This is a genomic window from Promicromonospora soli, from assembly GCF_014653785.1.
In the GTDB taxonomy this organism is placed as follows: domain Bacteria; phylum Actinomycetota; class Actinomycetes; order Actinomycetales; family Cellulomonadaceae; genus Promicromonospora; species Promicromonospora soli.
Window position 1 is genome coordinate 157,631 of record NZ_BNAS01000008.1, and the last position, 26,877, is coordinate 184,507.

At 72.7% G+C, this 26,877-nt stretch carries 21 protein-coding genes; 8 read left to right on the top strand and 13 right to left on the bottom strand.

Annotation, left to right across the window (positions count from 1 at the left end):
- Positions 1 to 18 precede the first annotated feature (18 nt).
- Together IE250_RS24700 and IE250_RS21870 are read right to left on the bottom strand one after the other, a co-directional pair.
- On the bottom strand, positions 19 to 339 hold the full coding sequence (locus IE250_RS24700; RefSeq protein WP_229872687.1) for a hypothetical protein: 321 nt from the start codon (positions 337 to 339) through the stop codon (positions 19 to 21).
- Between the two features lie 163 nt (positions 340 to 502).
- On the bottom strand, positions 503 to 1,147 hold the full coding sequence (locus tag IE250_RS21870; protein WP_189671418.1) for a TetR/AcrR family transcriptional regulator: 645 nt from the start codon (positions 1,145 to 1,147) through the stop codon (positions 503 to 505).
- A gap of 132 nt (positions 1,148 to 1,279) precedes the next feature.
- Here IE250_RS21870 and IE250_RS21875 point away from each other — a divergent pair, with 132 nt between their 5' ends.
- Positions 1,280 to 4,306, top strand: a complete 3,027-nt coding sequence (locus IE250_RS21875; RefSeq protein WP_189671419.1) for a glycoside hydrolase family 2 TIM barrel-domain containing protein — start codon at positions 1,280 to 1,282, stop codon at positions 4,304 to 4,306.
- Between the two features lie 13 nt (positions 4,307 to 4,319).
- Here the strand turns inward: IE250_RS21875 and IE250_RS21880 are convergent, their stop codons facing one another.
- From IE250_RS21880 to IE250_RS21915, 8 genes are all read right to left on the bottom strand, one after another.
- Complete coding sequence (locus IE250_RS21880; RefSeq protein WP_189671420.1) at positions 4,320 to 7,025, bottom strand: beta-L-arabinofuranosidase domain-containing protein; 2,706 nt, start codon at positions 7,023 to 7,025, stop codon at positions 4,320 to 4,322.
- A complete protein-coding gene (locus IE250_RS21885; RefSeq protein ID WP_189671421.1) occupies positions 7,025 to 8,482 on the bottom strand; it encodes an aminopeptidase P family protein in 1,458 nt (485 codons plus the stop codon). The genes IE250_RS21880 and IE250_RS21885 overlap by 1 nt, the downstream gene beginning before the upstream one ends.
- Before the next feature lie 88 nt (positions 8,483 to 8,570).
- Complete coding sequence (locus IE250_RS21890; RefSeq protein ID WP_189671422.1) at positions 8,571 to 9,407, bottom strand: ABC transporter ATP-binding protein; 837 nt, start codon at positions 9,405 to 9,407, stop codon at positions 8,571 to 8,573.
- A complete protein-coding gene (locus IE250_RS21895) occupies positions 9,404 to 10,258 on the bottom strand; it encodes an ABC transporter ATP-binding protein (RefSeq protein WP_189671423.1) in 855 nt (284 codons plus the stop codon). Before IE250_RS21895 ends, IE250_RS21890 begins: the two co-directional genes overlap by 4 nt.
- Positions 10,255 to 11,247 (bottom strand): ABC transporter permease, encoded by a 993-nt coding sequence (locus tag IE250_RS21900; protein WP_189671424.1) that lies wholly within the window; start codon positions 11,245 to 11,247, stop codon positions 10,255 to 10,257. Before IE250_RS21900 ends, IE250_RS21895 begins: the two co-directional genes overlap by 4 nt.
- Entirely contained in the window at positions 11,247 to 12,236 is a 990-nt protein-coding gene (locus IE250_RS21905) for an ABC transporter permease (protein WP_189671425.1), read from the bottom strand. The genes IE250_RS21900 and IE250_RS21905 overlap by 1 nt, the downstream gene beginning before the upstream one ends.
- A gap of 3 nt (positions 12,237 to 12,239) precedes the next feature.
- A complete protein-coding gene (locus IE250_RS21910; protein ID WP_189671426.1) occupies positions 12,240 to 13,949 on the bottom strand; it encodes an ABC transporter substrate-binding protein in 1,710 nt (569 codons plus the stop codon).
- A 92-nt stretch (positions 13,950 to 14,041) separates the two neighbouring features.
- A complete protein-coding gene (locus tag IE250_RS21915) occupies positions 14,042 to 15,988 on the bottom strand; it encodes a glycoside hydrolase family 127 protein (protein ID WP_189671427.1) in 1,947 nt (648 codons plus the stop codon).
- A gap of 237 nt (positions 15,989 to 16,225) precedes the next feature.
- Between IE250_RS21915 and IE250_RS21920 the strand changes: the two genes are divergently transcribed.
- From IE250_RS21920 to IE250_RS21950, 7 genes are read left to right on the top strand one after another with little or no spacing between them, the layout of a single operon-like run.
- A complete protein-coding gene (locus IE250_RS21920) occupies positions 16,226 to 16,906 on the top strand; it encodes a GntR family transcriptional regulator (RefSeq protein WP_189671428.1) in 681 nt (226 codons plus the stop codon).
- Positions 16,907 to 16,965: 59 nt separating this feature from the next.
- Positions 16,966 to 18,165 (top strand): NAD(P)/FAD-dependent oxidoreductase, encoded by a 1,200-nt coding sequence (locus tag IE250_RS21925; protein ID WP_189671429.1) that lies wholly within the window; start codon positions 16,966 to 16,968, stop codon positions 18,163 to 18,165.
- Positions 18,162 to 18,479: a (2Fe-2S)-binding protein gene (locus tag IE250_RS21930; protein ID WP_189671430.1), complete on the top strand. Its 318-nt coding sequence runs from the start codon at positions 18,162 to 18,164 to the stop codon at positions 18,477 to 18,479. The genes IE250_RS21925 and IE250_RS21930 overlap by 4 nt, the downstream gene beginning before the upstream one ends.
- Positions 18,476 to 19,906, top strand: a complete 1,431-nt coding sequence (locus IE250_RS21935) for an FAD-dependent oxidoreductase (protein ID WP_189671431.1) — start codon at positions 18,476 to 18,478, stop codon at positions 19,904 to 19,906. The genes IE250_RS21930 and IE250_RS21935 overlap by 4 nt, the downstream gene beginning before the upstream one ends.
- On the top strand, positions 19,903 to 20,820 hold the full coding sequence (locus IE250_RS21940; RefSeq protein ID WP_189671432.1) for a dihydrodipicolinate synthase family protein: 918 nt from the start codon (positions 19,903 to 19,905) through the stop codon (positions 20,818 to 20,820). The genes IE250_RS21935 and IE250_RS21940 overlap by 4 nt, the downstream gene beginning before the upstream one ends.
- 11 nt (positions 20,821 to 20,831) lie before the next feature.
- Positions 20,832 to 21,833: a proline racemase family protein gene (locus IE250_RS21945; protein WP_189671433.1), complete on the top strand. Its 1,002-nt coding sequence runs from the start codon at positions 20,832 to 20,834 to the stop codon at positions 21,831 to 21,833.
- A gap of 29 nt (positions 21,834 to 21,862) precedes the next feature.
- Positions 21,863 to 23,353, top strand: a complete 1,491-nt coding sequence (locus IE250_RS21950; RefSeq protein WP_189671434.1) for an aldehyde dehydrogenase family protein — start codon at positions 21,863 to 21,865, stop codon at positions 23,351 to 23,353.
- A gap of 13 nt (positions 23,354 to 23,366) precedes the next feature.
- Here IE250_RS21950 and IE250_RS21955 read toward each other — a convergent pair whose 3' ends face one another.
- The 3 genes from IE250_RS21955 to IE250_RS21965 form a co-directional block, all read right to left on the bottom strand.
- Positions 23,367 to 24,359, bottom strand: a complete 993-nt coding sequence (locus IE250_RS21955; RefSeq protein ID WP_189671435.1) for an aldo/keto reductase — start codon at positions 24,357 to 24,359, stop codon at positions 23,367 to 23,369.
- Between the two features lie 32 nt (positions 24,360 to 24,391).
- Complete coding sequence (locus IE250_RS21960) at positions 24,392 to 25,561, bottom strand: epoxide hydrolase family protein (RefSeq protein ID WP_189671436.1); 1,170 nt, start codon at positions 25,559 to 25,561, stop codon at positions 24,392 to 24,394.
- Between the two features lie 64 nt (positions 25,562 to 25,625).
- A partial coding sequence (locus IE250_RS21965; RefSeq protein WP_189671437.1) for a fibronectin type III domain-containing protein occupies positions 25,626 to 26,877 on the bottom strand: 1,252 nt, incomplete at its 5' end.

Sequence of the window (26,877 nt, forward strand, 5' to 3'; positions counted from 1 at the left end):
AGCACCGGGGCGGACCGCTCAGCGCCTGCGCACCAGATCAACCGGCCACAGCGCCACCGGGACACCGTCCGGCAGACCGCCAGGCGGCAGACCCGATTCCGCAGGCCTGTCCAGGCCCGCGATGGTGTCGGGCACCCCGTACGTCGTCCCGCCGAACATCGGACCGCTGAGCATCAGGTCGTCGGGCACATCAGGCACTGCGTGGTCCGGCACGAGGCGCACCAGCATCCCGTCCCGCATGACCAGCTCCCCAGGGAGCTCGTAGTCCGGGAACGGGTCCTGCGGGAGCGCGCCGTCCAGGAGCACGCCCGTCTTGTCGCCAGCTGGTCCTTCCCGCATTCGGCACCCTCCTCATCCGGCCCACCTATTGAGACTCTCAGCCAACCCAAGCGCGCAATTGCTGCGTACGCACGTTCTAACATTATCGACAACGCATCACGGCCGCCCGTCCTTCTGCCACCCGCGTAAAAGACTGGCTCGCGGAACGGCGGTCCCGGAAACGTCAGCTCGGCTCGAGCAGCAGCTCGAGGTAGTCGCGCAAGCACGCGGCGACGTCGATCCGCTCCGGTTCGAGCAGCCACTGCACCTGGAGCCCGTCCCACAGGCCGACCAGTGACGCCGCGGCGCGCTCCGGGTCGATCCCGGGTCGCACCCTGCCCTCGGCCTGCAAGGCGCGGAGCTCGGCGGCGTAGGTGGTGCGGATCTCGGCGAACCGGCCGACGAAGTAGGAGCGCGCTGGATGTCCCTCGGTGGTCGACTCGGCGCAGAGCACGGAGTACAGCTCGATCACGCCCGGGAGGCTCTCGTTGGCGCGCGCCCGGCCGACTATGCCCTGGATGAGCCCTTCCGGTTCGGGAGCCGCGTCGACGGTGATCTCGTCGCGGCGATGAAGCACTGCGAGCAGTAGCTCGCTCTTCGTCGGAAAGTAGTGCAGCAGGCCCGTCTGGCTCATCCCGACGCGATCGGCGATCTCCTGGAAGGAGCCGGCGTGGTAGCCACGCTCGGCGAACACCGCGTGAGCCGCTTCGACGATGGATCGGCGCCGCTCGGCCGATTTCGCTCCCGCGCCACGACGGGCGACCGGCCTGTGCTCGCTCGTCGTGCGCTCGGTCGACTGACGTGGGGCCTGCTTGCGCCCGGTCGGCATACGGCTTCTCTCCTTCAGCGGTCTCTCAGCGGGTGCCGCCAGCGTATTGCTGCCAGACGACACCAGCAGTTTCGAGTATGCACTCGAAAATACCGCTAGTGTGTCCGGGACGACCACCTCGGGAGGAATCCGTTGCACCCCACCACCTACCTGACCGACACCGGCCCCGGTCTCGGACGGCGCCGCACCGCACGGTCCTGGCTGAGCACCGACGCCCCCACGCTCTCGCTCGACGGCGACTGGCGGTTCCGCCTGCTGGCTGGGGCTCCCGGGACGCCCGGCGCGGCCGGGGTGCTGCCCGAGGGCGAGGGCATCGAGGCCGTCGCCGAACCGGACTTCGACGACTCCGGCTGGGACACCCTTCCGGTGCCGGCGCACTGGGTGCTGCAGGGGGACGGCCGCTACGGCCTGCCGATCTACACCAACGTGCAGGTGCCGTTCCCGCTCGAGCCGCCGTTCGTGCCCGACGCGAATCCGACCGGCGACTACCGCCGCACCTTCTCCCTGCCCGGGTCGTGGTCGGACGCCGAGGCCGTGGTGCTGCGCTTCGACGGCGTCGAGTCGCGGTACAAGGTGTGGGTCAACGGCTCCGCCGTGGGCGTGGGCAGCGGCAGCAGGCTCGCCCAGGAGTTCGACGTCACCGATCTCGTACGCCCGGGCGAGAACCTGATCGTGGTGCGCGTGCACCAGTGGTCGGCCGCGAGCTACGTCGAGGACCAGGACCAGTGGTGGCTGCCGGGGATCTTCCGCTCGGTGTCGCTGCAGGCCCGCCCTGCCGGCGGGATCGAGGACGTGTGGCTGCGCGCCGGCTACGACGACGGAGCCGGAACCCTCGAGGCGGAGCTGCGTGGTGCGTCCTTCCCGCTCACGCTCACGATCGAGGAGCTCGACCTCTCGGTGACCTGGGACTCCGCCGACGAGGTGCAGCCGCTGCGGCTGCCCTCGGTCGAACCGTGGTCGGCCGAGGTCCCGCGCCTCTACGACGTCACCGTCGCGAACGCCGCCGAGTCGACAGCTCTCCGGATCGGCTTCCGCACGGTCGAGATCAGGGGCGACCTCTTTCTCGTCAACGGGCGCCGGGTCGTCTTCCACGGGATGAACAGGCACGAGACGCATCCCGACCGCGGCCGGGTCTTCGACGAGGAGTTCGCCCGCGCCGACCTCGCGATGATGAAGCGGTTCAACGTCAACGCGATCCGCACGAGCCACTACCCGCCGCACCCGCGGCTGCTCGATCTCGCCGACGAGCTCGGCTTCTGGGTCATCCTCGAGTGCGACCTCGAGACGCACGCCTTCGAGAACGGCGGAGGGGCCCATGAGGAGTGGCGCGACAACCCGAGCGACGACCCGCGCTGGCGGGACGCCTACCTCGACCGGATCGAGCGCACCGTCGAGCGGGACAAGAATCATCCGAGCATCGTGATGTGGTCGCTCGGCAACGAGTCGGGCCGCGGCGCGAACCTTGCCGCCATGTCCGCATGGGTGCACGCCCGCGACCCCGAGCGCCCCGTGCACTACGAGGGGGACTACACCGGCGCCTACACGGACGTGTACTCGCGGATGTACTCCTCCATCGCCGAGACTCGCTCCATCGGGCGCGACGACGACCGTGCGGTTCTGCAGGGCTGCACCGCCGCCGAGTCGGCCCGTCAGCGCACGAAGCCGTTCCTGCTCTGCGAGTACGTCCACGCGATGGGCAACGGACCGGGTGCGATCGACCAGTACGAGGACCTGGTGCGCGAGTACCCCCGCCTGCACGGCGGCTTCGTGTGGGAGTGGCGCGACCACGGTCTGCGCACCCGCACCGCCGACGGTACCGAGTTCTTCGCCTACGGCGGAGACTTCGGGGAGGTCGTGCACGACGGGAACTTCGTGATGGACGGCATGGTGCTCTCCGACGACACCCCCACGCCGGGCCTGTACGAGTGGAAGCACGTCGTGGCGCCGGTCGGGATCACCTTCGACGACGGCGGGATCGTGGTCGAGAACCGGCGCCACTCCACCGACCTCGGCGACCTCGAGCTGCGCTGGTCGGTGTCGCACGACGGGCACCACGCCGACGGCGGCGTCCTGGACCTCGGCGAACCGCTCGCGGCCGGCTCCACGACCCGCGTGGTGCGGCCCGGCCAACCGGCGGACGACGGAGCCGAGACCTGGCTGACGGTCGAGGCCGTGCTCGCCGCCGACACGGTCTGGGCCAAGGCCGGGCACGTGGTCGCGGCCGCTCAGCTCGAGCTCTCCCGGCCGGCGTCCGTTCCCGCCTGGGCACGGAGCGGCGGCTCCGCGACGCAGACCTCCCCCGGTACGGGACAGGCGTCCTTCGAGGACGGCCGGCTGAGCGTCCTCGCCGGGCTCCCCGTCTCCGGACCGCGCGCGGAGCTCTGGCGGGCTCCCACCGACAACGACATGGGCAGCGGCTTCGGCAGCTACGACCTGGCCGATCCGTGGTCGGGCCTCGGGCACGGGGTCGCCGCGCCGTCGTCCAGGGACGTCTGGACCGACGCGGGGCTGCAACGGCTCACGGCCCGCACCGAGGCGGTCGACGACGGCGGCAGGCACCGCCGGCTGCGCTACGCCGCTGCCGACTCCAAGCAGGCGCTGCTGGCAGAGGAGCGGTGGACCACCAAGGGAGACGCGGAGGTGCTCCGGGTCGACCTGGTGCCCACCGAAGGCTGGCGGATCCACTGGCCTCGGCTCGGCGTGCGGTTCGCGCTGCCCGGTTCGGTCGACCGCGCGGCCTGGTTCGGCGCGGGCGAGCGGGAGTCGTACCCCGACAGCTCGCGGTCCGCCCTCGTCGGCCGGTTCGAATCCGACGTCGACGAGCTCACCGTCGACTACGCGCGCCCGCAGGAGAGCGGACACCGCAGCGGGCTGCGTGACCTCGTGCTGTTCGAGGGGGGCAGCCCCTGGCTGCGGATCGAGGCGGCGCCGGACCTGCTGGGGCGTCGTCCCGGATTCACGCTGCGACGGCACACGACCGAGCAGGTGACTGCCGCCGGGCACCCGCACGAGCTGCCGGCCTCGGACCACGTCTACCTGTGGATCGACGCCGCCCAGAACGGCCTGGGCTCGCGGGCCTGCGGGCCCGACGTATGGCCCGACCACATCCTGCGGCCGGAAGCCCGCACCATCACGCTCCGGTTCACCCCGCTGCGCTGACGCCGACGGGCGGTCAGTCGGCGGCCGGGAGCACCAGGGTCCGCACGGGCTCCTCGTTGCCCGCCCGGTCGGTGGCGGTGAACTCGATGACCTGGGGCCGGTCCGCCAGCGCCCGGGTGAACGGCTCGCGGAAGGTCGCCCAGAACGTGTCCGGCCCCTTCCACCGGATGCTGTCCACGCCGGAGACGTCGTCGGCGGCGGTCAGGTTGATCTCGACGCCCCGCGGGCCGAGGCGGCGGGCCGTGACCGTGGTCCGCGGCGGCCTGGTGTCGACGCTGACCTCGCGGACGACGCGGCGCTCGCGGCCGTCGCGGTCCACGGCGCGTGCCGTGACGGTGTGCACGCCCTCGCCGAGCACCAGCGGCGCGTGCCCCGCGGGGGTCCACGGGGCGTCGCCGACCCGGATCTCGACGGTCGGCTCGCCGGCGTCCGCCCGTGCCTGGACGGTGAGCTCGGCCGGCCGACGGTACCAGCCGGTGAGGCTGGGTGCCGCGGCCGGGACGATCTCGACCCGGGGCGCGGACCCGTCGTGGGCGGCTGTGGGTGCGTCGGCCAGGAGCGCGGCCTCCTCCTCGCGTGCGGCCGCGTCCCGGCCGACGCCGGAGCGTGCCGCGGCGCGCAGGACCTGAGCCGCCTCGGCGGCGCTGATCAGACCGAGCCCCACGAACTCGTGCGTCGTGCGCAGCACCGACTCCAGGAACTCCGCCCGCGAGGCGAAGCCGCCGTCGGACCAGAGGACGTCGAGGAACGTGCGGCCGTCCTCACGCGCCGCGTTGGGCACACCGGAGTCGGCGCTGGAGCCGGAGCCAGAGCCCCCGGCGAACCCGATGCGCGTATCCGCCCGGCGGAGGTACATGTGATAGCGCGCGTCGGAGCCGGACCACGCCGGCTCCAGGACCATGTCGCCCAGCCGCCACGTGCCGTCGTCGGCCCGGACCAACGGCGCGTCGAGCGTCCCGTCGAGGCGTCGCCACGTCGCGGCGGCGAGCGGCAGCCAGGTGGTGGCCGCGCTGCGGGCCAGCAGGACCGTCGGCCCGAGCTCCAGGGTGACCACCGACGCGTCGTCGGGCGCCGGGACCTCCCGCAGCGTGAGCGGCATGCCGACCTCGACCACGGTGCCTGGACGCCAGTCCCGCCGGAGCGACACGTACCGTCCGGGCACGGCCCGCACGGGCTGGGCCGCGCCGTCGACCGTCACCGTCCAGGTTCCCGTGACCCACGCCGGGACCCGGAGCTGCAGCTCGAGGTCGCCGGCGGCGTCCACCCGGATCCTGCTCGTGCCCTCCAGCGGATAGCAGGTCTCCTGGACCAGGCGCACGTCCTGTTCGGCCCAGTGCAGGGTCGAGGCCACATAGAGGTTGACCCAGACCGTGCGCCCGGCGCCAGGGCGGGACCGGAAGTAGACCGAGTCCTGGTACTTGACGTGGTTCTCCAGGCCGGTGCCGCCGCAGCAGGTGCCGACGTTGTCGTACTCGCGCAGCGCCCCCGGGTGGACGGGGAACATGTAGGTCACCTCGGGCGAGTCGTCCGAGTCGGCGTCCCGCCGCGACCCCAGGATCTGGTTGGTGACCGCCCGCTCGTGGTAGTCGGCGTAGCGCGCGTCGCCGGTGCGCTCGAACAGGGCGCGGGCCACCTTGAGCATGTTGTAGGTCACGCAGGTCTCGGCGTTCCGGTTGCCGATGTCGCCCGCCACCGCCCCGGGCGGCCCCCACAGCTCGTTCTCCCCCGAGCCGCCGTGGGCGTAGGTGCGGCCCGGCACCAGCATGTCCCAGATGTTGCTCACGGCGTCCAGGTAGTGCGCCTCGCCGGTCAGGTCGTGCAGCGCGAGGTAGCCCGGGAGCGTGGCGGCGTGCTGGTTGGCGTGCATCCCGTCCAGGGCGTCCCGGCCCGACGCCGCGGCGTCGAGCAGCGAGCCCAGGTCGAAGAGGCGAGCCGTCTCGACGAAGAGCTTGTCGCCGGTGAGCGTCGCGAGGTCGCACAGCACCTCGTTCATGCCCCCGGTCTCGCCCGCGATGTACAGCGACCACATGTCCGTGCGCTGCTCCGCGGGCAGGACGGAGAGCCGGCCGTGCACCCAGCGCCCCATCTCGGCGGCGACCTCCAGCGCCACCTGCGAGCCCGCGTGCCGGTGCGCGTCGAGCAGCCCCGCCATGATCTTGTGGCACGTGTAGTACGGCGCCCAGATCTCGCCGTACGGGGCCAGGCCCTCCAGGCGGGAGAACTGCCACTCGCCGTACGCCGCGAGGAACCCGGGATGGCTGTAGCGGCCCGACGCCGCCAGCGTCTCCTGGACCTCCCGCAGGCCCTCGACCAGGTGGTCGACCTTGGCCCGCAGAGCGGCCCGTAGGGCCGCGTCGCTCGTACCGGCGTGGGCCAGGGCCAGCATGGACAGGAGGTGGCCCGCGTAGTGTCCGCGCAGCAGGTTGGCGGTCGGCGCCGCCTCACGGCCCGGGTAGTCGTCGGGGCCCCAGGCTTCCTCGTCGGGGTGGCCGAAGTCCTCCCAGCCGCCGGGCGGCACCGCGCCGCGCGTGTCCAGGCCGGCGTTCGCGCGGAACACCGCCAGGACCCGGTCGACCGGGTAGACGCGCGCCAGGTGCAGCATCTGGTCCCGGGCCCGCGTGAAGATCCCTCTGTGCAGCTCGACGGCGGCCAGCGGGAACGCTTCGGCGACGGGCTCTGCAACGGTTGTCGGGCGGGGCGGCGCGCCGGGCTCAGGCATCACCGGGCGTCACCGAGCCGCTCCCTGGTCCAGCGCTCGATGCCGGCGGCATCGATCGGCAGCGCGTCCGAGAGCACCTCGGCGCCGTCGGGCGTGACCAGCAGGTCGTCCTCCAGCCGCACGCCGATGCCGCGCAGCTCGGGCGGCACGGTCTCGTCGTGGGCGTGGAAGTAGAGGCCCGGCTCGACCGTCATGACGACGCCGGGCTCCAGGGGAGCCGCCTGGTAGGTGGGGTAGTCGGAGTGGGCGCAGTCGTGCACGTCGAGGCCGAGGTGGTGGCCGATGCCGCACACGAGCCAGCGGCGGTGCTGCTGCCCGCCGGGGGACAGCGCCTCGTCGACCGAGACGTCGAGCAGGCCCCAGTCGTGCAGCCCCTGAGCGATGACCTCCATGGACGCGAAGTGGAAGTCGAGGTACTCGACGCCCGGGCGGATCTGCGCCATGCCGGCGCGGTGCGCCTTCTCGACCAGGTCGTGCACCTGCCGCTGCACCGCACTGAAGGTGCCCGACGGCGGAACGGTCCGCGTCACGTCGGCCGTGTACAGCGAGTTCGCCTCGACGCCCATGTCGAGCAGCAGCGGAATGTCGGGCAGCACCGGGCCGTCGCAGCGCACCCAGTGCAGGGTCGGCGCATGCGGCCCGGAGCCGACGATCGTGGAGTACCCGGGCCCGTTGCCGAACGTGCGCGCGTGCCGGTCGAACGTGCCCTGCAGCCAGCGCTCGCCCAGGCCGCCGATCGCGCGCGGCAGCTCGGCCACCACGGCCTCGAAGCCGGTCACCGTGTGGTCGACGGCCTCGCGAAGCTGGGCGACCTCCCAGTCGTCCTTGATCATGCGCAGGTCCGACAGCGCGCGGGCCAGGTCCTCCGACGGCTTCATACCGAACCGGCGCACCAGCTCGTCGTCGACCGACGGGGAGGCGAGCGCCCCGTCGAGCGCGGCCAGGACGCCGTCGAGCGCGGACAGCGGCTCCACCGCGATACTCAGCGCCTGCGCCCAGTCGCCCAGGTCCGGGGACGGCCCGACCCACAGCTCGCCGTACGCGGCGTTCCCGAAGAACGCGCTGTCGCCCGGCTTGGCCGGCGGCGGCAGGTAGAGCGTCGCGTCGTGGCCGCCGCCGCTCGCCCGCAGCACGAGGACGCCGTCCTCGGCCTGCGCGCCGGTGAGCCACACGAAGTCGCTGTCCGCGCGGAACCCGTACAGGACGTCGCCGTTGCGCAGGGACGCGCGCCCCGCGCCCACCACGACGTCGCTCGCGCCGATGCGCTCGGACAGGCGCTCGCGGTGCGCGGCCGCGGCGGCAGCCGCCCCGGCCGGCACCGGCACGGCGACGTCGGGGGCACCCCAGCCGCGCGCCATGTGGGCGTTGAACGCCTCGCTCTCGACGAGCCGGGGGGCACGCGTCCCGGCATACGGGGGGCGTCCCTGGTTCGGGTCGTGCGGCAAGGTCGTGCTCATCGAATCTCTCCTCCTCGGTCACGGACCGGCTCACGGAGGCGCTCCAGCACGCGCCCATCGCCGATCCCGTCGTGCTCGTACTCGTTGGTCAGGACCGGCCGGCGTTGGCCCGCCGCTGCCGTTCCCACTCGGGGCGGATGCGGGGGACGGCGTCGAGCAGCGTGCGGGTGTACTCGTGCCGTGGCGCCCCGAAGACGCTGTCCCGGTCGCCCTCCTCGACGATCCGTCCCTGGGTCATCACGGCGACCCGGGTGGCGATCTGCCGCACCACCGCCAGGTCGTGCGCGATGAACAGGTAGGTCAGCCCCTCCTCGCGCTGCAGGTCGCGCAGCAGGTTGATCACCTGGGCCTGGACCGACACGTCCAGCGCCGATACCGCCTCGTCGCAGACGACGACGCGGGGGCCCACCGCCAGCGCCCGGGCGATCCCGATGCGCTGCGCCTGCCCGCCGGAGAACTGCGCCGGGTACTTCTGCGAGTGGTCCGGGTCCAGCCCGACCCGCTCCATGAGCGAGCGGGTGAACGCGCGGGGCCCGCCCGGGATGGTCCGCTGCTGGTAGACCAGGGGAGCGGTGACTATCCGCTCCACGGTGTGCCGCGGGTTGAGCGAGGAGTACGGGTCCTGGAACACGACCTGTACCTCGCTGCGAAAGCGGTTCAGCTCGGAACGCTTGAGCGCGGTCACGTCCTCGCCGTCCAGCTCGACGGTGCCCGAGGTGACGTCCAGCAGGCGCGCGGCGAGCCGCGCCGTCGTCGACTTGCCCGAGCCGGACTCGCCCACCAGGGCGAGCGTCTCGCCCGCGCGGATCTCGAAGCTCACGTCGTCCACGGCCCGGAAGGTGGCCGGACGGCGCAGCAGGCCGCCCGTTCCCATGATCGGGAACTCCTTGACGAGGTGGGTGGCTCTCAGGAGCGGCTCGCTCATACGGGACCTCCGTTGTCGGGGGCGACGGCGAGGCCCGGCGCCACCGCGCGCAGCTCGCCGATCTCGTCGTCGATGCGGGGCACGGCGTCGAGCAGCGCCTGCGTGTAGGGATGCCGCGGCCGGGTGAAGATCTGCTCGACCGCGCCGCGCTCGACGCACACGCCGTCCTTCATGACGACTATGTGGTCGGTGATCTCGCTGACGACCGCAAGGTCGTGCGTGATCAGGACGAGGCCGGTGCCGGTCTCCCGCCGGATCTCCTGCAGCAGGTCGAGGATCTGCGCCTGCACCGTGACGTCGAGCGCGGTGGTCGGCTCGTCCGCGATCAGCAGCTCGGGCTCCGTGCTCAGCGCCATGGCGATCATGACGCGCTGGCGCATGCCGCCGGAGAACTGGTGCGGGTAGTGGTTCACCCGCCGTGCGGCGTCCCGGATGCGCACGCGTTCCAGGGCCGCGATCGCCACCTTCCGCGCCTCCCGGCGAGTCACGCCCGGCCGGTGGGCACAATAGGCCTCCTCGATCTGGAGCCCGACCGTGTAGTACGGGTTCAGGGAGGAGAGCGGGTCCTGGAAGACCATGGCTACGCGGTCGCCGCGCACGCGGCGCAGGTCGGCCTCGGACATGCCGACGAGCTCCCGGCCCTGCAGACGCACGCTGCCCGTGCGCCGGGCCGCCCGGGGCTGCAGGCCCATGATCGCGAGGCTGGTCATGGACTTTCCCGAGCCTGACTCGCCGACGATGCCCAGCGCGCCGCCCGGCTCGAGGTCCAGGTCCAGCGAGCGGACGGCGTCGAGCGGGCCGCGCGGCGTGGGGAAGGTGACGGTCAGGTCGCGCACCTCGAGCAGCATCATGCGTTCACCCGCACTCTCGGGTCGATGGCGGTGTACACGACGTCGACCACGAGGTTGCCGACGACGACGAGGAACCCGGCGAGCAGCGTGACGCCCATGATCACGGGCTGGTCGTTGCGGGCGATCGAGTCGGCGGCCATCTTGCCGACGCCGTTGATCCCGAAGACCGTCTCGGTGATGAGCGCCCCGCCCAGCAGGCCGGCGAAGTCCATCCCGAAGATCGTCACGATCGGCGTCAGGGCCGGCCGCAGCGCGTGCCGCCGCCACACCAGCGACTGGGGCAGACCCTTGGCGGCGGCGGTCCGCACGTAGTTCTCGCGCAGCACGTCGAGCACGTTGGCGCGGGTCAGCCTCGTGTAGGCGGCCGCGTACCCGATCGCGAGCACCATCCACGGCATCACGAAGTTCAGGAACCACTGCACGGGGTCGTCCGCGAAGGCGACGGCCTGGGGGAACGGGAGCCACTGGAGCTGGACGACCAGCACGTACTGCAGCACGAGCGCCAGCACGTAGTTGGGGATCGACATGCTGGTCAGCGTCAGGCCGGTGGTGAACCGGTCGAGGAACGAGCCCTCCTTCACCGCGCTGAGCAGGCCGCCGGCGAGGCCGGCCAGCAGCCACAGCACGGCGGCGCCCACGGCGACGGTCGCGGAGACCGGGAGTCGCTGCACGATCATGTCCCACACGGCCTGGCTGGACTGGAACGAGTAGCCCAGGCAGGGCGCGGCGCAGTCGACCGCGCCGGCGCCGTCGCCGTAGGTGCGGCCCGCGAAGATGCCGACGACGAAGAGGAAGAACTGGGTCCAGAACGGCTGGTCCAGGCCGAGGTTCCCGCGGATCTGGTCGATCAGCTCGGGCGTGCAGCTCTTGCCGCAGATCTGCACCGCCGGGTCCGGCGAGAGCGCGAAGAAGACCAGATAGGTGAACAGGCACACCAGCAGCAGGACCATGAGGCCCGACATGATGCGGGTAAGCAGGAACCGGGGCATCAGCGACCCTCCTGGGCGTCGACGACGGCGCGCAGGCGGTCGCCGAGCACGGTGAACGAGAGCACGAGCAGGAACAGGCAGACGCCCGGCACCACGAAGTAGGCGGGGTCGACGGCGTACCACTTCACCGAGGCGGCGATCATCTGGCCCCAGCTCGGCGCTGGCGGGACGACGCCGACGCCGAGGAACGACAGCCCGGCCTCGGTGCCGATGTAGCCGGGCACGGCCAGCGTCGACATCACGATGATGGTCGAGCGCAGGTTGGGCAGGATCTCGCGGAACACGATGCGGGTACCGCTCGCCCCGGCCGCCCGGGCCGCCTCGACGAACTCCCGCTGCGCCAGGGACATGGTCTGCCCGCGCACGATGCGCGCCAGGTAGGGCCAGCCGAATGCGGAGATCACGACGACGAGCAGCGCCGACCGGTTGCTCGCCGGCAGGGCGGAGAGCACGGCGATCATGAAGATGAGCGCCGGGAAGGCCATGAGGAAGTCCATGACCCGCGAGATGACGACGTCCACCCGCCCGCCGAAGTAGCCCGCCAGGAGCCCGAGCGAGACACCGAGCACCGTGGTCAGCAGCGTCGCGGACAGCGCGATGCTCATGGACACCCGCGCCCCGTAGACGATGCGGGCGAAGATGTCGCGCCCGCTGCCCGGCTCGACGCCGAACCAGTGCTCGGCCCCCATGCCGCCCCACGGGCCGATCGGCATGCCGCCGAGGTCGGGGTCGATCGCCGTCTGGTCGAACTCGTACGGGGTCCAGCCGCTGATCGAGGTGAGCACGGGCGCGAAGATCGCGACGAGCGTGACGAGGACTATGTAGCCGAGGCCGAGCATCGCGCCGACATCGTGGCGCAGTGCCTGCCAGGTCCCGCCGGCACCCGCCGGGAGGGCGCCGGCGGCTGATGCCGCCGGCGCCTCCGCGGTGTCGCCGGTCCCGGACCCGACCGCTCGGGCTGCCGTGAGGTCAGTCGGGGAGGACGTCATGGGTCAGCCCTTCTCAGGGTCCTTGAGACCGACGGCGACGTAGTCGATGCCGCCGGTCGCGGCGTTCGCCGAGGAGAACAGGCCGGTCACGTTCTCGCCGGGCAGCATGACGCCCTTGGCGACCATGAGCGGGACGACCGGGGCCAGCTCGAGGATCTGCTCGTCGAGCTCGCCCCACTGCTCGTTCGCAGCGTCGATGTCCGTCATGGCCTTGATCTCGTCGATCCGGGAGTTGATCTCCGGGTCGTTGATCTGGGCGAGGTTGCCGTTGCCCTTCTCGTAGATGTTGCGGCCGTCGAACAGCGGGGGGATGAAGGTCGCCGCCGACGACGCCCAGTCCGGGCACCAGCCGGTGATGGCGGCGTCGTTCTGCTGCGACGGGGTGCCGATGGTCTCGTAGTAGGTGGAGGTGTCGATCAGGTTGAGCTCGACAGTGATGCCGACCCGCTCGAGCGCCTGCTGGACGGCCTCGGCCTGGGCCTGCATGGACTCCTGCGAGCGGATGTCCAGCGTCATGGTGAACCCGTCGGACAGGCCCGCCTCGTCCAGCAGCTTCTGCGCGGCTTCGACGTCGCCGGTGCCGTCTTGCGACGGGTACAGGTCGAAGTCCTTGTGGCCCGCGACCGTCGGCGGCAGGATCGTCGTGGCGGGGTCCCCGAGCTGCGTGCCGCCGCTCGCGTTGACGATGGTGGTGCGGTCGATCGCGTAGCTGATCGCCTGGCGCACGCGGACGTCGTCGAGGTGCTTCTTCGTGGTGTTCAGGCCCATGTAGGTGGTGCAGATGCCCGGGAACTCCAGGACGCGGTCCTGCAGCTGCGGCGTCTGCAGGCGGGGGAGCGTGGCCGGCTGGATGTTGCCGGCGATCGCGTTGACATCGGCCCCCTGCCCGGCGATGAGGCGCTCGTCGATGGTGGCCGGGTCGAGGCCGATGGTGAACTCCCAGCCGTCCGGCTTGGCGGCCCGCACCTCGTCGGTCTCGGGGTCCCAGCTCTCGTTGCGCTCGAGCTTGATGGTGCTGCCCGGCACGTACTCGGCCAGCTTGTACGGGCCGGAGGCGATGATCTCGTGGATGAACTCGTCGCCCGCGCCGCTCCCCTCGGGGAACGGCGTGGCGTTCACCTGGGCGAGCACGGCGTCGAACTCGGGGAACGGCTTGATGAGGTGGAAGACGATCGTCTTGTCGTCGGGCGTCTCGATGGTCGGCAGGTCGCCCGTCTTGTAGGGGCCCTCGTACCCCTCGGGGGCGTCGATGACCTGCTTGAGGTAGGGCGACCCGATGCCGATCTCGGGGTCCCACGCCCGGGAGATGCCGAACTTGACCTCGGCGGAGGTGATCGGGTCGCCGCCTGCGAACTTCAGCCCGTCCTTGAGCCGGTACGTCCAGGTGAGGCCGTCCTCGGAGACCTCGCCGAGGCTCTCGGCGAGGTCCGGCACTATCTCGTTCGGGTCCTCCGCCGAGCCGGGCGCCGACGTCGTGAGCTGGCGGTAGACCAGCCGGTAGAAGTTGTTCACGCCGCCGTCCCAGCCGCGGGCCGGGTCGAGGTAGGAGAAGTCGGCGTTCTGCAGCACCTGCACGGTGCCGCCCTCGGCGGGCTCGGCGGTGAACCCACCGCCCCCTGAGGAGCTGTTCTGGCCGCCGCCGCCGCCGCAGGCGGCGAGCGCGAGTGTCGTGACGGCAGCGATGACGGCTGCCCCAGTCCGATGGTGCTTCACGATGTGGCCTCTCGGTCGGTGACGCTCGTTGCGTCGAGGGGTCGTACGGGTAGGACGTCGAGGGCAAGGCCCACGGCGGGTCTGGTGTCCGGTCAGGTGTGCCGGAGCCAGACCCGCATCGCCCCGGGCTCGCGGTTGGCCCAGAGGTGGTAGGGCACCAGCGCGACCTCCGTCGTCGTCGACGAGGCCGGCGGGTCGGGCGGGCCTGTCCGGTCCGCGTCCGGGTACGGGTCGTCCGACGGCGCAGGCCGCCGGCTCACGTGTGCGGTCAGGGCATGTTCCAGGAGGGGTCCGGGCGCGACGCCGGAGGACGGGGCGCCGACCGCGTGGACCACGACGTCGTCAACCGGGACGGGGGAGTCAACCTGTTCGAGGCAGTGCACCACCGGGCCGCGCACCGCGGCGACGGCGCCGCGGGTGGCGTCGACCGCCGGGTGCGAGGCGACGAGGCGGGGGCGCATCGGCAGGTCGAGCACCACCTCCTGGCCGGGCCGCCAAGCCCGGGTCAGGTGCAGCCATCCCGCCGTCGGCTCGGCCGCGGACGGCTCGCCGTCGACCGTGACCCGCGGCGCCGTCGCCCACCCGGGGATCCGGACCGTCAGCGTCGCGGGCGCCGCGCGCGCGTCCAGGACGCGGACGGTCAGGCGCCCGTCCCAGGGGTAGTCGGTGGCGACGTCGACGGACAGGGCGGCCGAGCGCACCCTGCAGGCGGTGAGGATGGCGAGCGTCAGGCCGTCCGGGGTCTCGAGGGCCACGTGGTCCTGGAGCTGGCTGACCCAGCGGGTAGCGTTCGGCGGGCAGCACGCGCAGCCGAACCAGCTGCGGCGCAGGGGCTCGGCCGGGTCCGCCGGGCGGCCGTCGGTGTGGTCGGGCCGCCGCTGCAGCGGGTTGTCGTAGAAGAACCGCGTGCCGTCGAGCGAGACCCCGGCGGCGAACCCGTTGTAGAGGACGCGCTCGACCTGGTCGAGCACCGCGGCGCTCCCGGTGGCCACGAACAGCCGCCAGCCCCACTGCATGGTGCCGATCGCGGCGCACGTCTCGGCGTAGGCGCGCTCGGACGGCAGCTCGTACCGGTCGCCGAAGGCCTCGTCCGAATGCCGCGAGCCGATGCCACCCGTGACGTACGACTTGGTGCGGACCATGTCGTCCCACAGTGCGAGCAGGTGGTCGAGCCGGGCCGTGTCGCCGCGTTCGACGGCGACGTCGGTCGCGCCCGCGGCCAGGTAGACCATGCGTACGGCGTGCCCCGTCACGCTGTCGAGGTCCCGCAGCGGCGCGTGGTCCGCGTAGTAGGCGGGGCCGAACGGCGCGCCGGCGAAGAGTCCGGAGCCGCGGCGCTCGACGAAGAGCTCGGCCTGGCGCAGGTAGGGCTCGTGCCCCGTCTCGCGGTACAGCTCGACCAGGGCCGCCTCGATCTGGGGGTGGCCGCAGTACTCCGGGCGCCCGTCGTCCCCGAACCGGTCCACCACGAGGTCCGCGAAGCGGCGGGCGACCGTGAGGAGCCGGTGGTCGCCGAGCTGGCGCGCGGCGGCCAGGGCGGCCTGGACGAGGTGGCCCAGGTTGTAGAGCTCGTGGCCGGTCGCCAGGTCCGCCCACGGCTGGCCGGGCGCGCCGGCACCCTGGTGGTACGACGACAGGTAGCCGTCCTCGGCCTGCGCGGCCGTGAGGAGAGCTACCGCCTCCTCGTAGAAGGCGCGCACCACGGTCGGCTCTTTCGCCGTCTCGGTGCGCGCCATCTCGTACGCGGCCGCCTCGAGCGTCTTGTAGGCGTCGGTGTCGGCGAACGGGTAGCTGCCGCGGAACGGGGCGCCGGTCGCGTGCGCGATGCGACGGAAGTTGTCCAGGACGCCGGAGGCCCGTACCTGGCCGACGGCGTGGGGCAGGGTCGCGTCGGTGTTGCGCCGCTGCCACCCGCCGAGCAGGCCGTCGGTGAGGGCGACGCGGTCAGCACCCAGCGGGCGGCCGAGGGGGCCGGCGGCGCGGGCGGCGGGCGGGCGGACTGCGCCCTGCGGCGCGCCTGTCGTCGTGTCGGATGGCATCGTCCCCCGCCTCCAAGATGTCGGCCTACGGTATGTGATGCGTGATATGTTACTGATGGAGACCGACGGTGTCGATGGGGTGAATGTAAACGTCAAGTTTCTGCGGAACCAGGCCATTTTCGGCCCTCAGGCGCCCGCGCTGACGGCCCGCTCGGGTACTCTCAGGCGCATTGACGATGGGATTCCCGTCGCGTGTAATATTCTACTAGCGTTGCCTGAGGATCCCAGGAGAGCACCATGAGCGCAGCATCACCGACCCCGTCGGTCCGTCGACTCCCGCCGGTCGCAAGCTTGCGTGAGCAGGTTCACCGCGCCCTCGTGGCGGCGATCGTCGCGGGCGAGCTGGAGCCCGGCGAGCTCGTCTCGGTGCCGACGCTCGCCGCCCGGTTCGACGTCTCCGCGACACCCGTGCGCGAGGCCGTGCTCGACCTGGAGCGCCGAGGATTCCTCGAGGCGGTGCGGAACAAGGGATTCCGCGTCACCCGCGTGAGCGACCAGACGCTGCGGCACGTCGCCGCCGTCCGGCTGGTGATCGAGCCCGTCTGGATGGAACGCCTGGCCAAGTCGTTCCCTGTCGGGCAGCTGCAGGAGTTCCGGGCGCTCGCCGACGAGATCGTCGAGAGCGCGCGCACCGGGGACCTGATCGCGTACCTGCAGGCGGACCAGGCGTTCCACCTGAGGCTGATGGGGCTGCTGGGCAACCCCGTGGCCAGCGAGATCGTGGCCGACCTGCGGGACCGGGCGCGCCTGCTCGGCCTGTCGACCATGGTCGCCAGCGGCACGCTGGCCAGCTCCGCGCAGGAGCACCACGAGCTGCTGGACCTGCTCGCGGCCGGCGATGGCCCGGGCGCCAAGGCCCTCATGGAGCGGCACATCGGGCACTCGCTGGGCACGTGGGCGGGCAAGCCGGAGGACTGAGCGCCTCGACCGCCGGAAGGGCCGAAGAGGATCGACGAGGACCGAGCGAGGGGGTGGATGTGGCAGCGGACGTCGTGATCGTCGGCGCCGGGATCGTGGGCGCCGCGTGCGCACGATCCCTTGCCCGGGCGGGGGCACGCGTGATCGTGCTCGACCGCGGGGCGGCGGCCGCCGCCACCAGCGCGCACGGCGAGGGGAACCTGCTCGTCTCCGACAAGGGGCCCGGGCCGGAGCTGGAGCTCGCCCAGGAGTCGCTGCGCCGGTGGGCCGCGCTCGCCGAGGAGCTGCCGGACGAGCTCGGGCCGCAGTTCCCGTCGATCGAGCACGAGGCCAAGGGCGGCCTGGTCGTGGTGGCCTCCGAGAGCGGCCTCGACGGGTTGCGCCGGTTCGCCGGCACGCAGCGGGCGGCCGGCGTCGAGGCGCTCGAGGTGACCGCAGGAGAGGCGCGCGAGCTCGAGCCGGACCTGGCCCCCGGCGTCCTGGGCGGGGTGCACTACCCCCAGGACGCCCAGGTGCAGCCGGTCGCGGCGGCCGAGGCGCTGCTCGCCTCCGCGCGCCGGGCCGGCGCCGTCGTCCGCACGGGTGTGGAGGTGACCGGCGCGCTCCAGGGCGCAAACGGCCGCCTGACCGGCGTCTCCACGACCCAGGGCGACTTTCCCGCCGGCGCCGTGGTCGTCGCGGCCGGACCGTGGTCGGCGGAGGTCGCGGAGCGGCTCGGCTCCCGGATCCCGGTGCTGCCGCGCCGCGGGATGGTGCTGGTCACCACCCCGATGCCGCAGCGGATCCGGCACAAGGTCTACGACGGCGACTACTTCGCGGCCACCCAGTCCGCGGGCGCCGAGCTGCAGACGTCGGCCGTGATCGAGTCGACGCGGGGCGGGACCGTGCTGATCGGGTCGAGCCGCGAGCAGGTGGGGTTCGACGACCGCCTGCGCGCCGAGGTGCTCGCCCAGATGGCACGGCGGGCCATCGCCGTCTTCCCGTTCCTGGCGGAGACCAACGTCATGCGCTCGTACCTCGGCTTCCGGCCGTACGTGCCCGACCACCTGCCGGTGATCGGCCCAGACCCGGACCGGGACGGGCTGTGGTTCGCGACCGGTCACGAGGGTGCGGGCGTGGGCCTGGCCCCCGCGACGGGGGACCTGCTCGCCGCCGTGATGCTGGGGCTCGAGGCGGCGGTGGAGCCAGCGCCGTACGCCGTCGGCCGGCCGACGCTGCGCGGGCACGCACCTGGTCCGATCGGGGAGGCACGATTATGACGTCCCGCCGGATGCCCGTGGACCGGGACCCCGTCGAGCCGGGCCCCGACCGCCCGCTGACGATCCTGGTCGACGGCGAGCCCGTCGCCGGGACAGTCGGGCAGACGATCGCGGGCGTGCTCCTGGCCGCCGGGCGGCGCGAATGGCGCACGACGAGCGCGGGCGGCGCGCCGCGCGGCGTGTTCTGTGGGATCGGCGTGTGCTTCGACTGCCTCGTCGACGTCAACGGCCTGCGTGACGTGCGGGCCTGCCTGCGGCGCGCGCGGGACGGCGACGTCGTCGTGCGCCAGGGTGAGCCGGAGGTCGTCGCATGAGGCACGTGGTCGTCGTCGGTGCGGGCCCGGCGGGGCTCGCCGCCGCCCGGGCGGCCGTGGAGGCCGGGGCACGGGTCACGCTGCTCGACGCCGGGGACGGGCTCGGCGGCCAGTACTGGCGGCACCTGCCGGACACACGGCCGGCAGGCCGTGAGCACGTGCTGCACCACAGGTGGGAGACGTTCCGCGAGCTGGGCGACGCCCTGCGGGCGCACCCGGCCGTGACGGTGGTCCCGTCGGCGCAGGTGTGGTCGCTCGAACGGCCGGGCGGCGGCGTCCGCCTCAACGTGCTGGTGGGGGAGCCCGACGGCGTCGGCCGGGATGCCCTGGCGCTGGAGCCCGATGCCCTGGTCCTTGCCACCGGAGCCCACGACCGGACCCTCCCGTTCCCGGGCTGGCAGCTTCCCGGGGTCTACTCGGCCGGGGCGGCGCAGGCGCTGGCCAAGGGCGAGCGGGTCGCGGTCGGACGCCGAGTGGTGGTCGCCGGGGCCGGACCCTTCCTGCTGCCCGTCGCGTCCTCGCTGCTGCAGACCGGAGCCACCGTCGTCGGCGTGCACGAGGCGGGCCGGATCGGCACTCTCGCGCGCGGCTGGCTGAACCGGCCCTGGGAGCTGGCCGGCGCCGCCGGCAAGGCGGGTGAGCTGGCCGGATACATCGCCGAGCTGATCCGCCACCGCGTGCCGTGGCGGCCCGGCGAGGCCGTGGTGGCCGCGCACGGCGACGGGCAGGTCGAGTCGGTGACCGTCGCGCGCCTGAACGAGCGGTGGGCGCCGATCCCCGGGACCGAACGCCAGGTCGAGGCCGACGCGGTGTGCGTGAGCCACGGCTTCACGCCCCGCCTCGAGCTGGCGGTCGCCGCCGGCTGCGCGCTCACGCCGAGCCGGTTCGTGATGGTCGACGACGCGCAGGCGACGTCCGTCCCGGGCGTCTGGGCCGCCGGCGAGATCACCGGCATCGCCGGGGCCGACGCCGCGCTCGCCGAGGGCACCGTCGCGGGCACCGCGGCGGCCGGAGGCGACACCCGGACGGCCACCGCTCGCGCCGCCGGCCGCGCGGTGTCCCGGGCCCGCGCCTTCGCGGCACGCATCGAGTCCGCCCACGGCGTGCGCGGCGGCTGGGTGAGCTGGCTGCGCGACGACACCGTCGTCTGCCGCTGCGAGGAGACCACCTACGGCCGGGTGCGCGAGGTCGTCGAGCTGACCGGATCGCACGAGACCCGCTCCGTGAAGCTCACGAGCCGCGCCGGCCTCGGCCCGTGCCAGGCCCGCATGTGCGGGAGGACACTTGAAGAGCTCCTGGGCGACACGGCGCCCCCGGGCGTCGACCGCCGGCCCCTCGTGGTCCCGGTCCGGCTCGGCGACCTCGCATCCTTGCCCTCGTCCCACCCGCACCCCACAGCGTCCCACCCCACAGGAGACCAGACATGAACCAGCGCTTCGACCTCGGCGGAGTGATCGTCGCTACCACCCTCGCCTTCAAGCCGGACGAGTCCGCGCCCGCCGGCCTCGCCGTCGACCACGAGCGGTTCGCCGCGCACTGCGACTTCCTGATCGAGAACGGCTGCCGCGGGGTGGGGCCGAACGGCTCGCTGGGCGAGTACTCGTCGCTCACCGACGACGAGCGCCGCACAGTGGTCCGGACGGCCGTGGAAGCGGTCGGGGACCGCGGGCTGGTCGTCGCGGGGGTGCACGGCGTCGGCTGGCACCAGGCCAGGTACTGGGCCGAGCTCGCGGCCGAGGACGGGGCGGACGCCGTCCTGCTCCTGCCCCCGACCATCTACCGCGCCAACCGGTCCGAGGTGATCGAGCACTACACGCGCGTCAACGAGGTCGGCATCCCGATCATGATCTACAACAACCCGATCGACACGAAGGTCGACCTGACCCCCGGCATCCTGGCCGAGCTGGCCCAGCTGGAGAACGTCGTGGCCGTGAAGGAGTTCTCCGGCGACGTGCGACGCGTCCTGGAGATCAAGGAGCTGGCCCCCGACCTGGACGTCATCGCCGGCGCCGACGACCTGCTGTTCGAGTCGCTCGTGTCCGGCGCGACCGGCTGGTTCGCCGGCTACCCCAACGCGTTCCCGCGCGAGGCCGTCGAGATCTACACCCTGGTCACCGACGGCAAGATCGCCGAAGCGCGCGAGCTCTACCGCCACCTCGTGCCAGCCTTCCGCTGGGACTCGCGGACCGAGTTCGTCCAGGCGATCAAGCTCTCGATCGACATGGCCGGGCAGAGCTACGGTGGGCCGACCCGCCCGCCGCGCGGGCCGCTCAGCGCAGAGCACGAGGCGCAGGTGCGCAAGGACACCGAGGCAGCGCTCAGCTACATCGCGTCGCGCTGAAGGGAGGCACCATGCGCACGAGCAGGACGATCACCGCCGTCGACTCGCACACGGAGGGCATGCCCACCCGCGTCATCACCGGCGGTGTCGGGCCGATACCCGGCGACACGATGAACGACCGGCGGCTCTACTTCATGGAGCACATGGACGAGCTGCGGCAGCTCCTCATGAACGAGCCGCGGGGACACGGCGCGATGAGCGGCGCCATCCTGCAGCCGCCCGCGCGGCCCGACTGCGACTGGGGCGTCGTCTACATCGAGGTGTCCGGCTGCCTGCCCATGTGCGGGCACGGCACCATCGGCGTGGCGACCGTCCTGGTCGAGACGGGCATGGTCGACGTCGTCGAGCCCGTGACCGAGATCCGGCTCGACACGCCCGCCGGGCTCGTCGTCGCGAAGGTAGCCGTCAGCGACGGCCACGCCGACGCCGTGACCATCGAGAACGTGCCCAGCTTCGTCACCGCCCTCGACCAGAAGGTCGAGGTGCCCGGCTACGGCACCGTCCCGTACTCGATGGCGTTCGGCGGCAACTTCTACGCGCTCGTCGACCTGGACGACCTCAAGCTCCCCTTCGACCGGGCCCACCAGCAGGACCTGCTCGCGGCCGGGCTGGCGATCATGGACGCGATCAACACGACGGCGCGGCCGAAGCACCCGCTGCTGGACGGCGTCGAGGGGTGTCACCACGTCGAGCTGATCGCCCCCGGCTCGGACGCCCGGCACTCCCGCCACGCGATGGCCATCTGGCCCGGCTGGTTCGACCGCTCGCCGTGCGGCACCGGGACGTCGGCCCGCATGGCCGAGCTGTGGGCCCGCGGCGAGCTCGCCCTGGGCGCCGACTTCGTCAACGAGTCGTTCATCGGCAGCCGGTTCGTCGGCCGCCTGGTCTCCGAGACCACGGTGGCCGGCCTGCCCGCCGTCGTGCCGACGATCACGGGCCGCGCCTGGCTGACCGGGACCGCCAACTACCTGCTCGACCCCAGCGACCCGTTCCCCACGGGCTTCGTCTTCTGACCTGCCATTTCTTCATGAGGAGCCGATCCATGACCGCCACCGCGGCGCCCGAGCTTGACCGCACCGTCGACGACGTGGCCCGCCGGGCACAGGAGGCGTTCGCGCTGCTGTCCCAGGCCGCCCCCGGACTCCGCGCGGACGCCCTGCGCCGCGCGGCCGCCGCCCTCGGCGACCACGCGGACGAGCTGGTCGCCGTCGCCCAGGCCGAGACCGGCCTGGCCGAGGCCCGCCTGCGCGGAGAGCTCAAGCGCACCCAGGTCCAGCTGCGCCTGTTCGCCCACGTCGTCGCCGACGGCGCCTACCTCGACGTCCGCCTCGACGAGGCCGACCCGGACTTCGTCCTCGGGCCGCGACCCGACCTGCGCCGCGCCCTCTGGCCCGTGGGGCCCGTGCTGAACTTCGCCGCGAGCAACTTCCCGTTCGCGTTCTCGGTAGCCGGCGGGGACACGGCGGCGGCGCTCGCGGCGGGCTGCCCGGTGATCGTCAAGGCGCACCCTGGGCACCCGCGGCTGTCGGAGCGCACGGCGCAGATCGTGGCCGCGGCGCTCGTCGAGGCGGGGCTGCCCGAGTCGACGCTGCAGCTGGTCACCGGGCAGGACGCCGGCGTCGCCCTGGTCGAGCACCCGGCGGTGCGGGTGGCGGCGTTCACGGGATCGCAGCGGGTCGGGCAGCTGCTCGCCGCCCGGGCCGCCGCGCGACCCGACCCGATCCCCTTCTTCGGCGAGCTGGGCAGCGTCAACCCGGTACTCGTCACGGAGCAGGCGCTGCGGGAGCGCGCGGGGGAGCTGCTGGCCGGCTACGTGGCGAGCGTGACCGGCTCCGCCGGGCAGCTCTGCACGAAGCCCGGCTTCCTGCTCGTGCCGGAGGGCACCAAGTACGACGACGTCGTGGCCGCCGCGGCGCAGGTGCCCGAGCACCGGCTGCTCAACCCGTCGATCGCGGCAGGGTACGAGCGCCGTGTCGCTGAGGTGCTGAGCGTGGACGGCGTCCGGGCCGTGCACCGGGGTGGGTTCCGGCGCGACGCCGAGGGTCAGGCCTGGGTGACGCCCACGTTTGTCGCCGTGCCGCTCGACCTGCTGCGGAGCGCCGGGGCCGCGCTGCTCGACGAGGTGTTCGGGCCGTTCTCCGTCATCGTGGAGTACCCGGCCGGCACGGACCTGGCGGACGTCGTCGCTGAGCTGTTCCCCGGAAACCTCACGCTGACGCTGCACCTGGGGGCGGAGGAGGCGGCCGCCGAGCGCGGCGGGCTCGTGACCCGGCTGGCCCGGCACGCGGGGCGGATCCTGCTCGGCGGCTGGCCCACGGGCGTCGCGGTCACGCCGGCGATGCAGCATGGCGGCCCCTGGCCGGCGACGACCACGGACGGGACGTCGGTCGGCACGGCGGCGATCGGCCGGTTCCTGCGCGGTGTCACCTTCCAGGACGCGCCGCAGGAGCTGTTACCTCCAGCGCTGCGCGACGACAACCCCTGGGGCGTGCCCCGGGCTGTCTCGGCGCGCGGGGAGTCGCTGGGATGGTGACTACCGGTGAGCCCTACAGGCCGGTCATGCGAAGCATCGCGTCCGCGTAGCGCGCGCCGCTGACCTGGATCTGCTCGGCGCCGGCGGCGATCTCGGCCAGGTCCCCGGCCGTGAGCTCGACGTCGGCCGCGCCGATGTTCTCCTCGACGCGGCTGGTCCGGCGCGTGCCCGGGATCGGGACTATCCACGGCCGCTGCGCCAGCAGCCAGGCGAGCGCCACCTGCGCCGTCGTGGCGCCCTTGCGCTCAGCGACCGCGCCGAGCAGCTCGACGAACGCCTGGTTGGTGCGGAGGTTCTCCGCGCTGAAGCGCGGCAGGCCGGCCCGCATGTCGTCGTCGGCGAGCTCCGTCGAGGTGTCCACCGTGCCGGTGAGGAAGCCACGGCCCAGCGGGCTGAACGGGACGAACCCGATGCCGAGCTCGTCGAGCGTCGGGAGGATCTCGGGCTCGGGGTCGCGCGTCCACAGGGAGTACTCGCTCTGCAGGGCCGTGACCGGCTGGACCGCGTGCGCCCGGCGAATGGTGGTGGCTCCCGCCTCCGAGAGGCCGAAGTGCCGGACCTTGCCGGCCTCGATCAGCTCGGCCACCGTGCCCGCCACGTCCTCGATCGGCACCTGGGGATCGACGCGGTGCTGGTAGAAGAGGTCGATCACGTCGGTGCCGAGCCGCCGCAGCGAGGCTTCGGCGACCTGCTTGATGTGCTCGGGCCGGCTGTCCGTCCCGACGGTGCGGCCGTCGCCGTCGATCTTGAAGCCGAACTTCGTGGCGATGACCACCTGGTCCCGTACCGGCGCGAGGGCTTCACCGACCAGCTCCTCGTTGACGAACGGGCCGTAGACCTCGGCCGTGTCGAAGAGCGTGATCCCGCGGTCGACGGCGCCGCGCAGGACGGCGATCATCTCGCTCCGGTCGCCCGGGTTGGGGCCGTAGCTCTGGCTCATGCCCATGCAGCCCAGCCCGATGGCCGAGACCTCGAGACCGCTGGATCCAAGTGTTCGTTGCTGCATGCGTGACTCCTCGGTGGTAGGTGGAGGGTGCCTCAGGCCGAGCCGGTCCCGCGGTAGGGGCGGAAGAACTCCCGCAGCTCCTGGGCGTAGAGCTCGGGCTCCTCGAACGGCGCGAAGTGGCCCCCGCGGTCGGGCTCGGTGACGCGCACGGTGTTGGCGGTGCGCTCGAGCCAGGCCCGCGGCGGACGGACGACGTCGCCGCGGAAGATGGAGAAACCGGACGGGACCTCGACCCGGCGTGCCAGCTGCTCGGCGGAGATCGCCGCGTTCGCGTGGTACATCCGCATCGACGAGCCGATGGTGCCCGTGAGCCAGTAGATGGTGATGTTGGTGAGGATCTCGTCCTTGGTGTAGCTGCGTTCGATGCCGCCGTGGCTCCAGGCCTGGAGCTTCTCGACGATCCAGGCAGCGAGGCCGGCGGGGGAGTCGTTGAGCGCTGCGGCGACGGTCTGGGGCTTGGTGCGGTGCATCGCGCCGTAGGCGCCCTCGTTCGCGCCCCAGGTGGCGACCTCGGCGAACCAGGCCCGCTCCTCGGGGTGGAGGGTCGCCGGGTCGCCGGCGAAGACGGGCAGCCCGCCGTCCGTGCGGTGGACGGCGGCGACCCGGTCGGCATGGTCGAGCGCGAGGTAGCGGCTCACGTGGCTGCCCATGTCGCCGCCCGCCGCGCCGAACCGCTCGTAGCCCAGCACGCTCATGAGCTCGGCCCACAGGCCGGCGACCGCGATCGAGCTCAGCGGCGGCCCTGTCGGCCGGTCGGAGTACCCGAAACCCGGCATGTCAGGGACGACGACGTCGAACGCGTCGGCCGGGTCGCCGCCGTGCGCCCCCGGATCGACGAGGAGAGGGATGACCTTCGAGTACCGCCAGAACGAGTCCGGCCAGCCGTGGCTGAGCACCAGGGGGAGGACCGGCCCCTCGGGCGTGACGGCGCGGGCGTGCACGAAGTGGATACCGAGCCCGCCGACGGAGGCGCGGAAGCGGGGGAGCCGGGACAGCGCCGCCTCCTGAGCGGACCAGTCGAAACCGTCCGCCCAGTACCCGACCAGCTCACGGAGATAGTCGAGGTCGGTGCCCAGGGACCACCCGACGTCCTCGGGGACGTCCGGCCAGCGTGTTGCCCGCAGCCGCGCTCGGAGGTCCTCGATCGCCTCCGGGGAGGTCTGCGGGGCGAACGGCTCAGGCGCGCGAAGGGTGTCCGACACGGCATTCACCTTACGGGGGCCGGGTGCCCGCGGCGGGCTCAGCGGATCCTCGCAGCTCGGCAAGTCAGCTGCCCCACCTCGAGATCTCGTATCGCTCGCCGTCGACCATGAATGCGACTTCCACCCCGTTGTAGTTCGCGCCCATGTAGCACGAGAGCTGCCTCGAACCGCTCGAGCCGTTCATCGGGTACTTGATGCTGGCCGCCCACGTCGGGGGGTGCGGCTCGTGGATGTCGTGCCAGTACGACGGGCCGCCCTCGGACGAGGTGTCGCCCGCCCAGCAGGCCACCTCGTGGTTCCCCGAGTCGAAGCCGGACCAGTTCACCACCCAGTACCGGCACGTCGACTCGCATCCGCCGCGCACGTCGCCCTGCGTCACCCACGCCCTCGGCTGCAGGGCCGACGCGGAGTCGCAGACCGTGTCGCTCTTCTGCCCCTCGGAGTCGGTCACCGTGACGCAGGCCTGCTTGGCCTGGCCCGGGCTCGCGCTGGCCGACTGGGTGCCGCTCTTGGCCGTGCTGCTGATCGCGCCGCTGACCACCACGGTGGTGGCACGCCCGTTCGTCCCGCGGGCGTCCCACGTGAACGTGACCTGACCGCTCCCGCCGCTGGCGCTGATCGTGGGGTTCGGCGGCGGGCCGTAGGGGGTGACCGCGTTCGAGGAGGCCGACCAGGCGGAGCAGGTGTACGCGTTGCAGGCTCGCACCTGGAACGAGTACGAGGTCCCGTTGTTCAGGCCGCTGTACGTGTACGAGGTCGTGTTGCCGGCGCTCCTGGCGCCCGCGCCGTTGGCCTGCACCTCGTATCGCGCGCCGTCACCGCGGAAGGCGCCGATGCCGCTCCACCGCACGTTCGCCTGGCCGCTCGTGTTCGAGCCGAGCGACGCCGTCGGCTGGCCCGGGGTGTCGGGCGTGCCGTAGGGGACCACCTCGTTGGAGAAGGGGCTCGCCGGACCGTTGCCTGCCTTGTTCGTCGCGCGGACCCGGAACTTGTACGAGGACCCGGTCGAGAGGTCCTGGACCGTCTGCGACGTCTCCGTGGTGTCGATGGCCTTGACGAGCTCGCCGCCCGTATAGACGCCCAGCCAGTACTTGTCGATCGCATCACCGTTGTTGGCAGGGGCCGTCCAGGTCACCCTGATCTGGCCGCCGACGGCGGTGTCCACGCGCTGGGCGGTGGGCGCTGCCGGCGCGGCGGGCGGTGCCGCCGGGGTCTCCGGCGCGGACGGGTCGGACCAGTCCGACGGGTCCGGGGCGTCGTTCTTGGCCTGCACGCGGACCGTGTACGCGGTGCCGTTCTCCAGCCCGGTCCAGGTG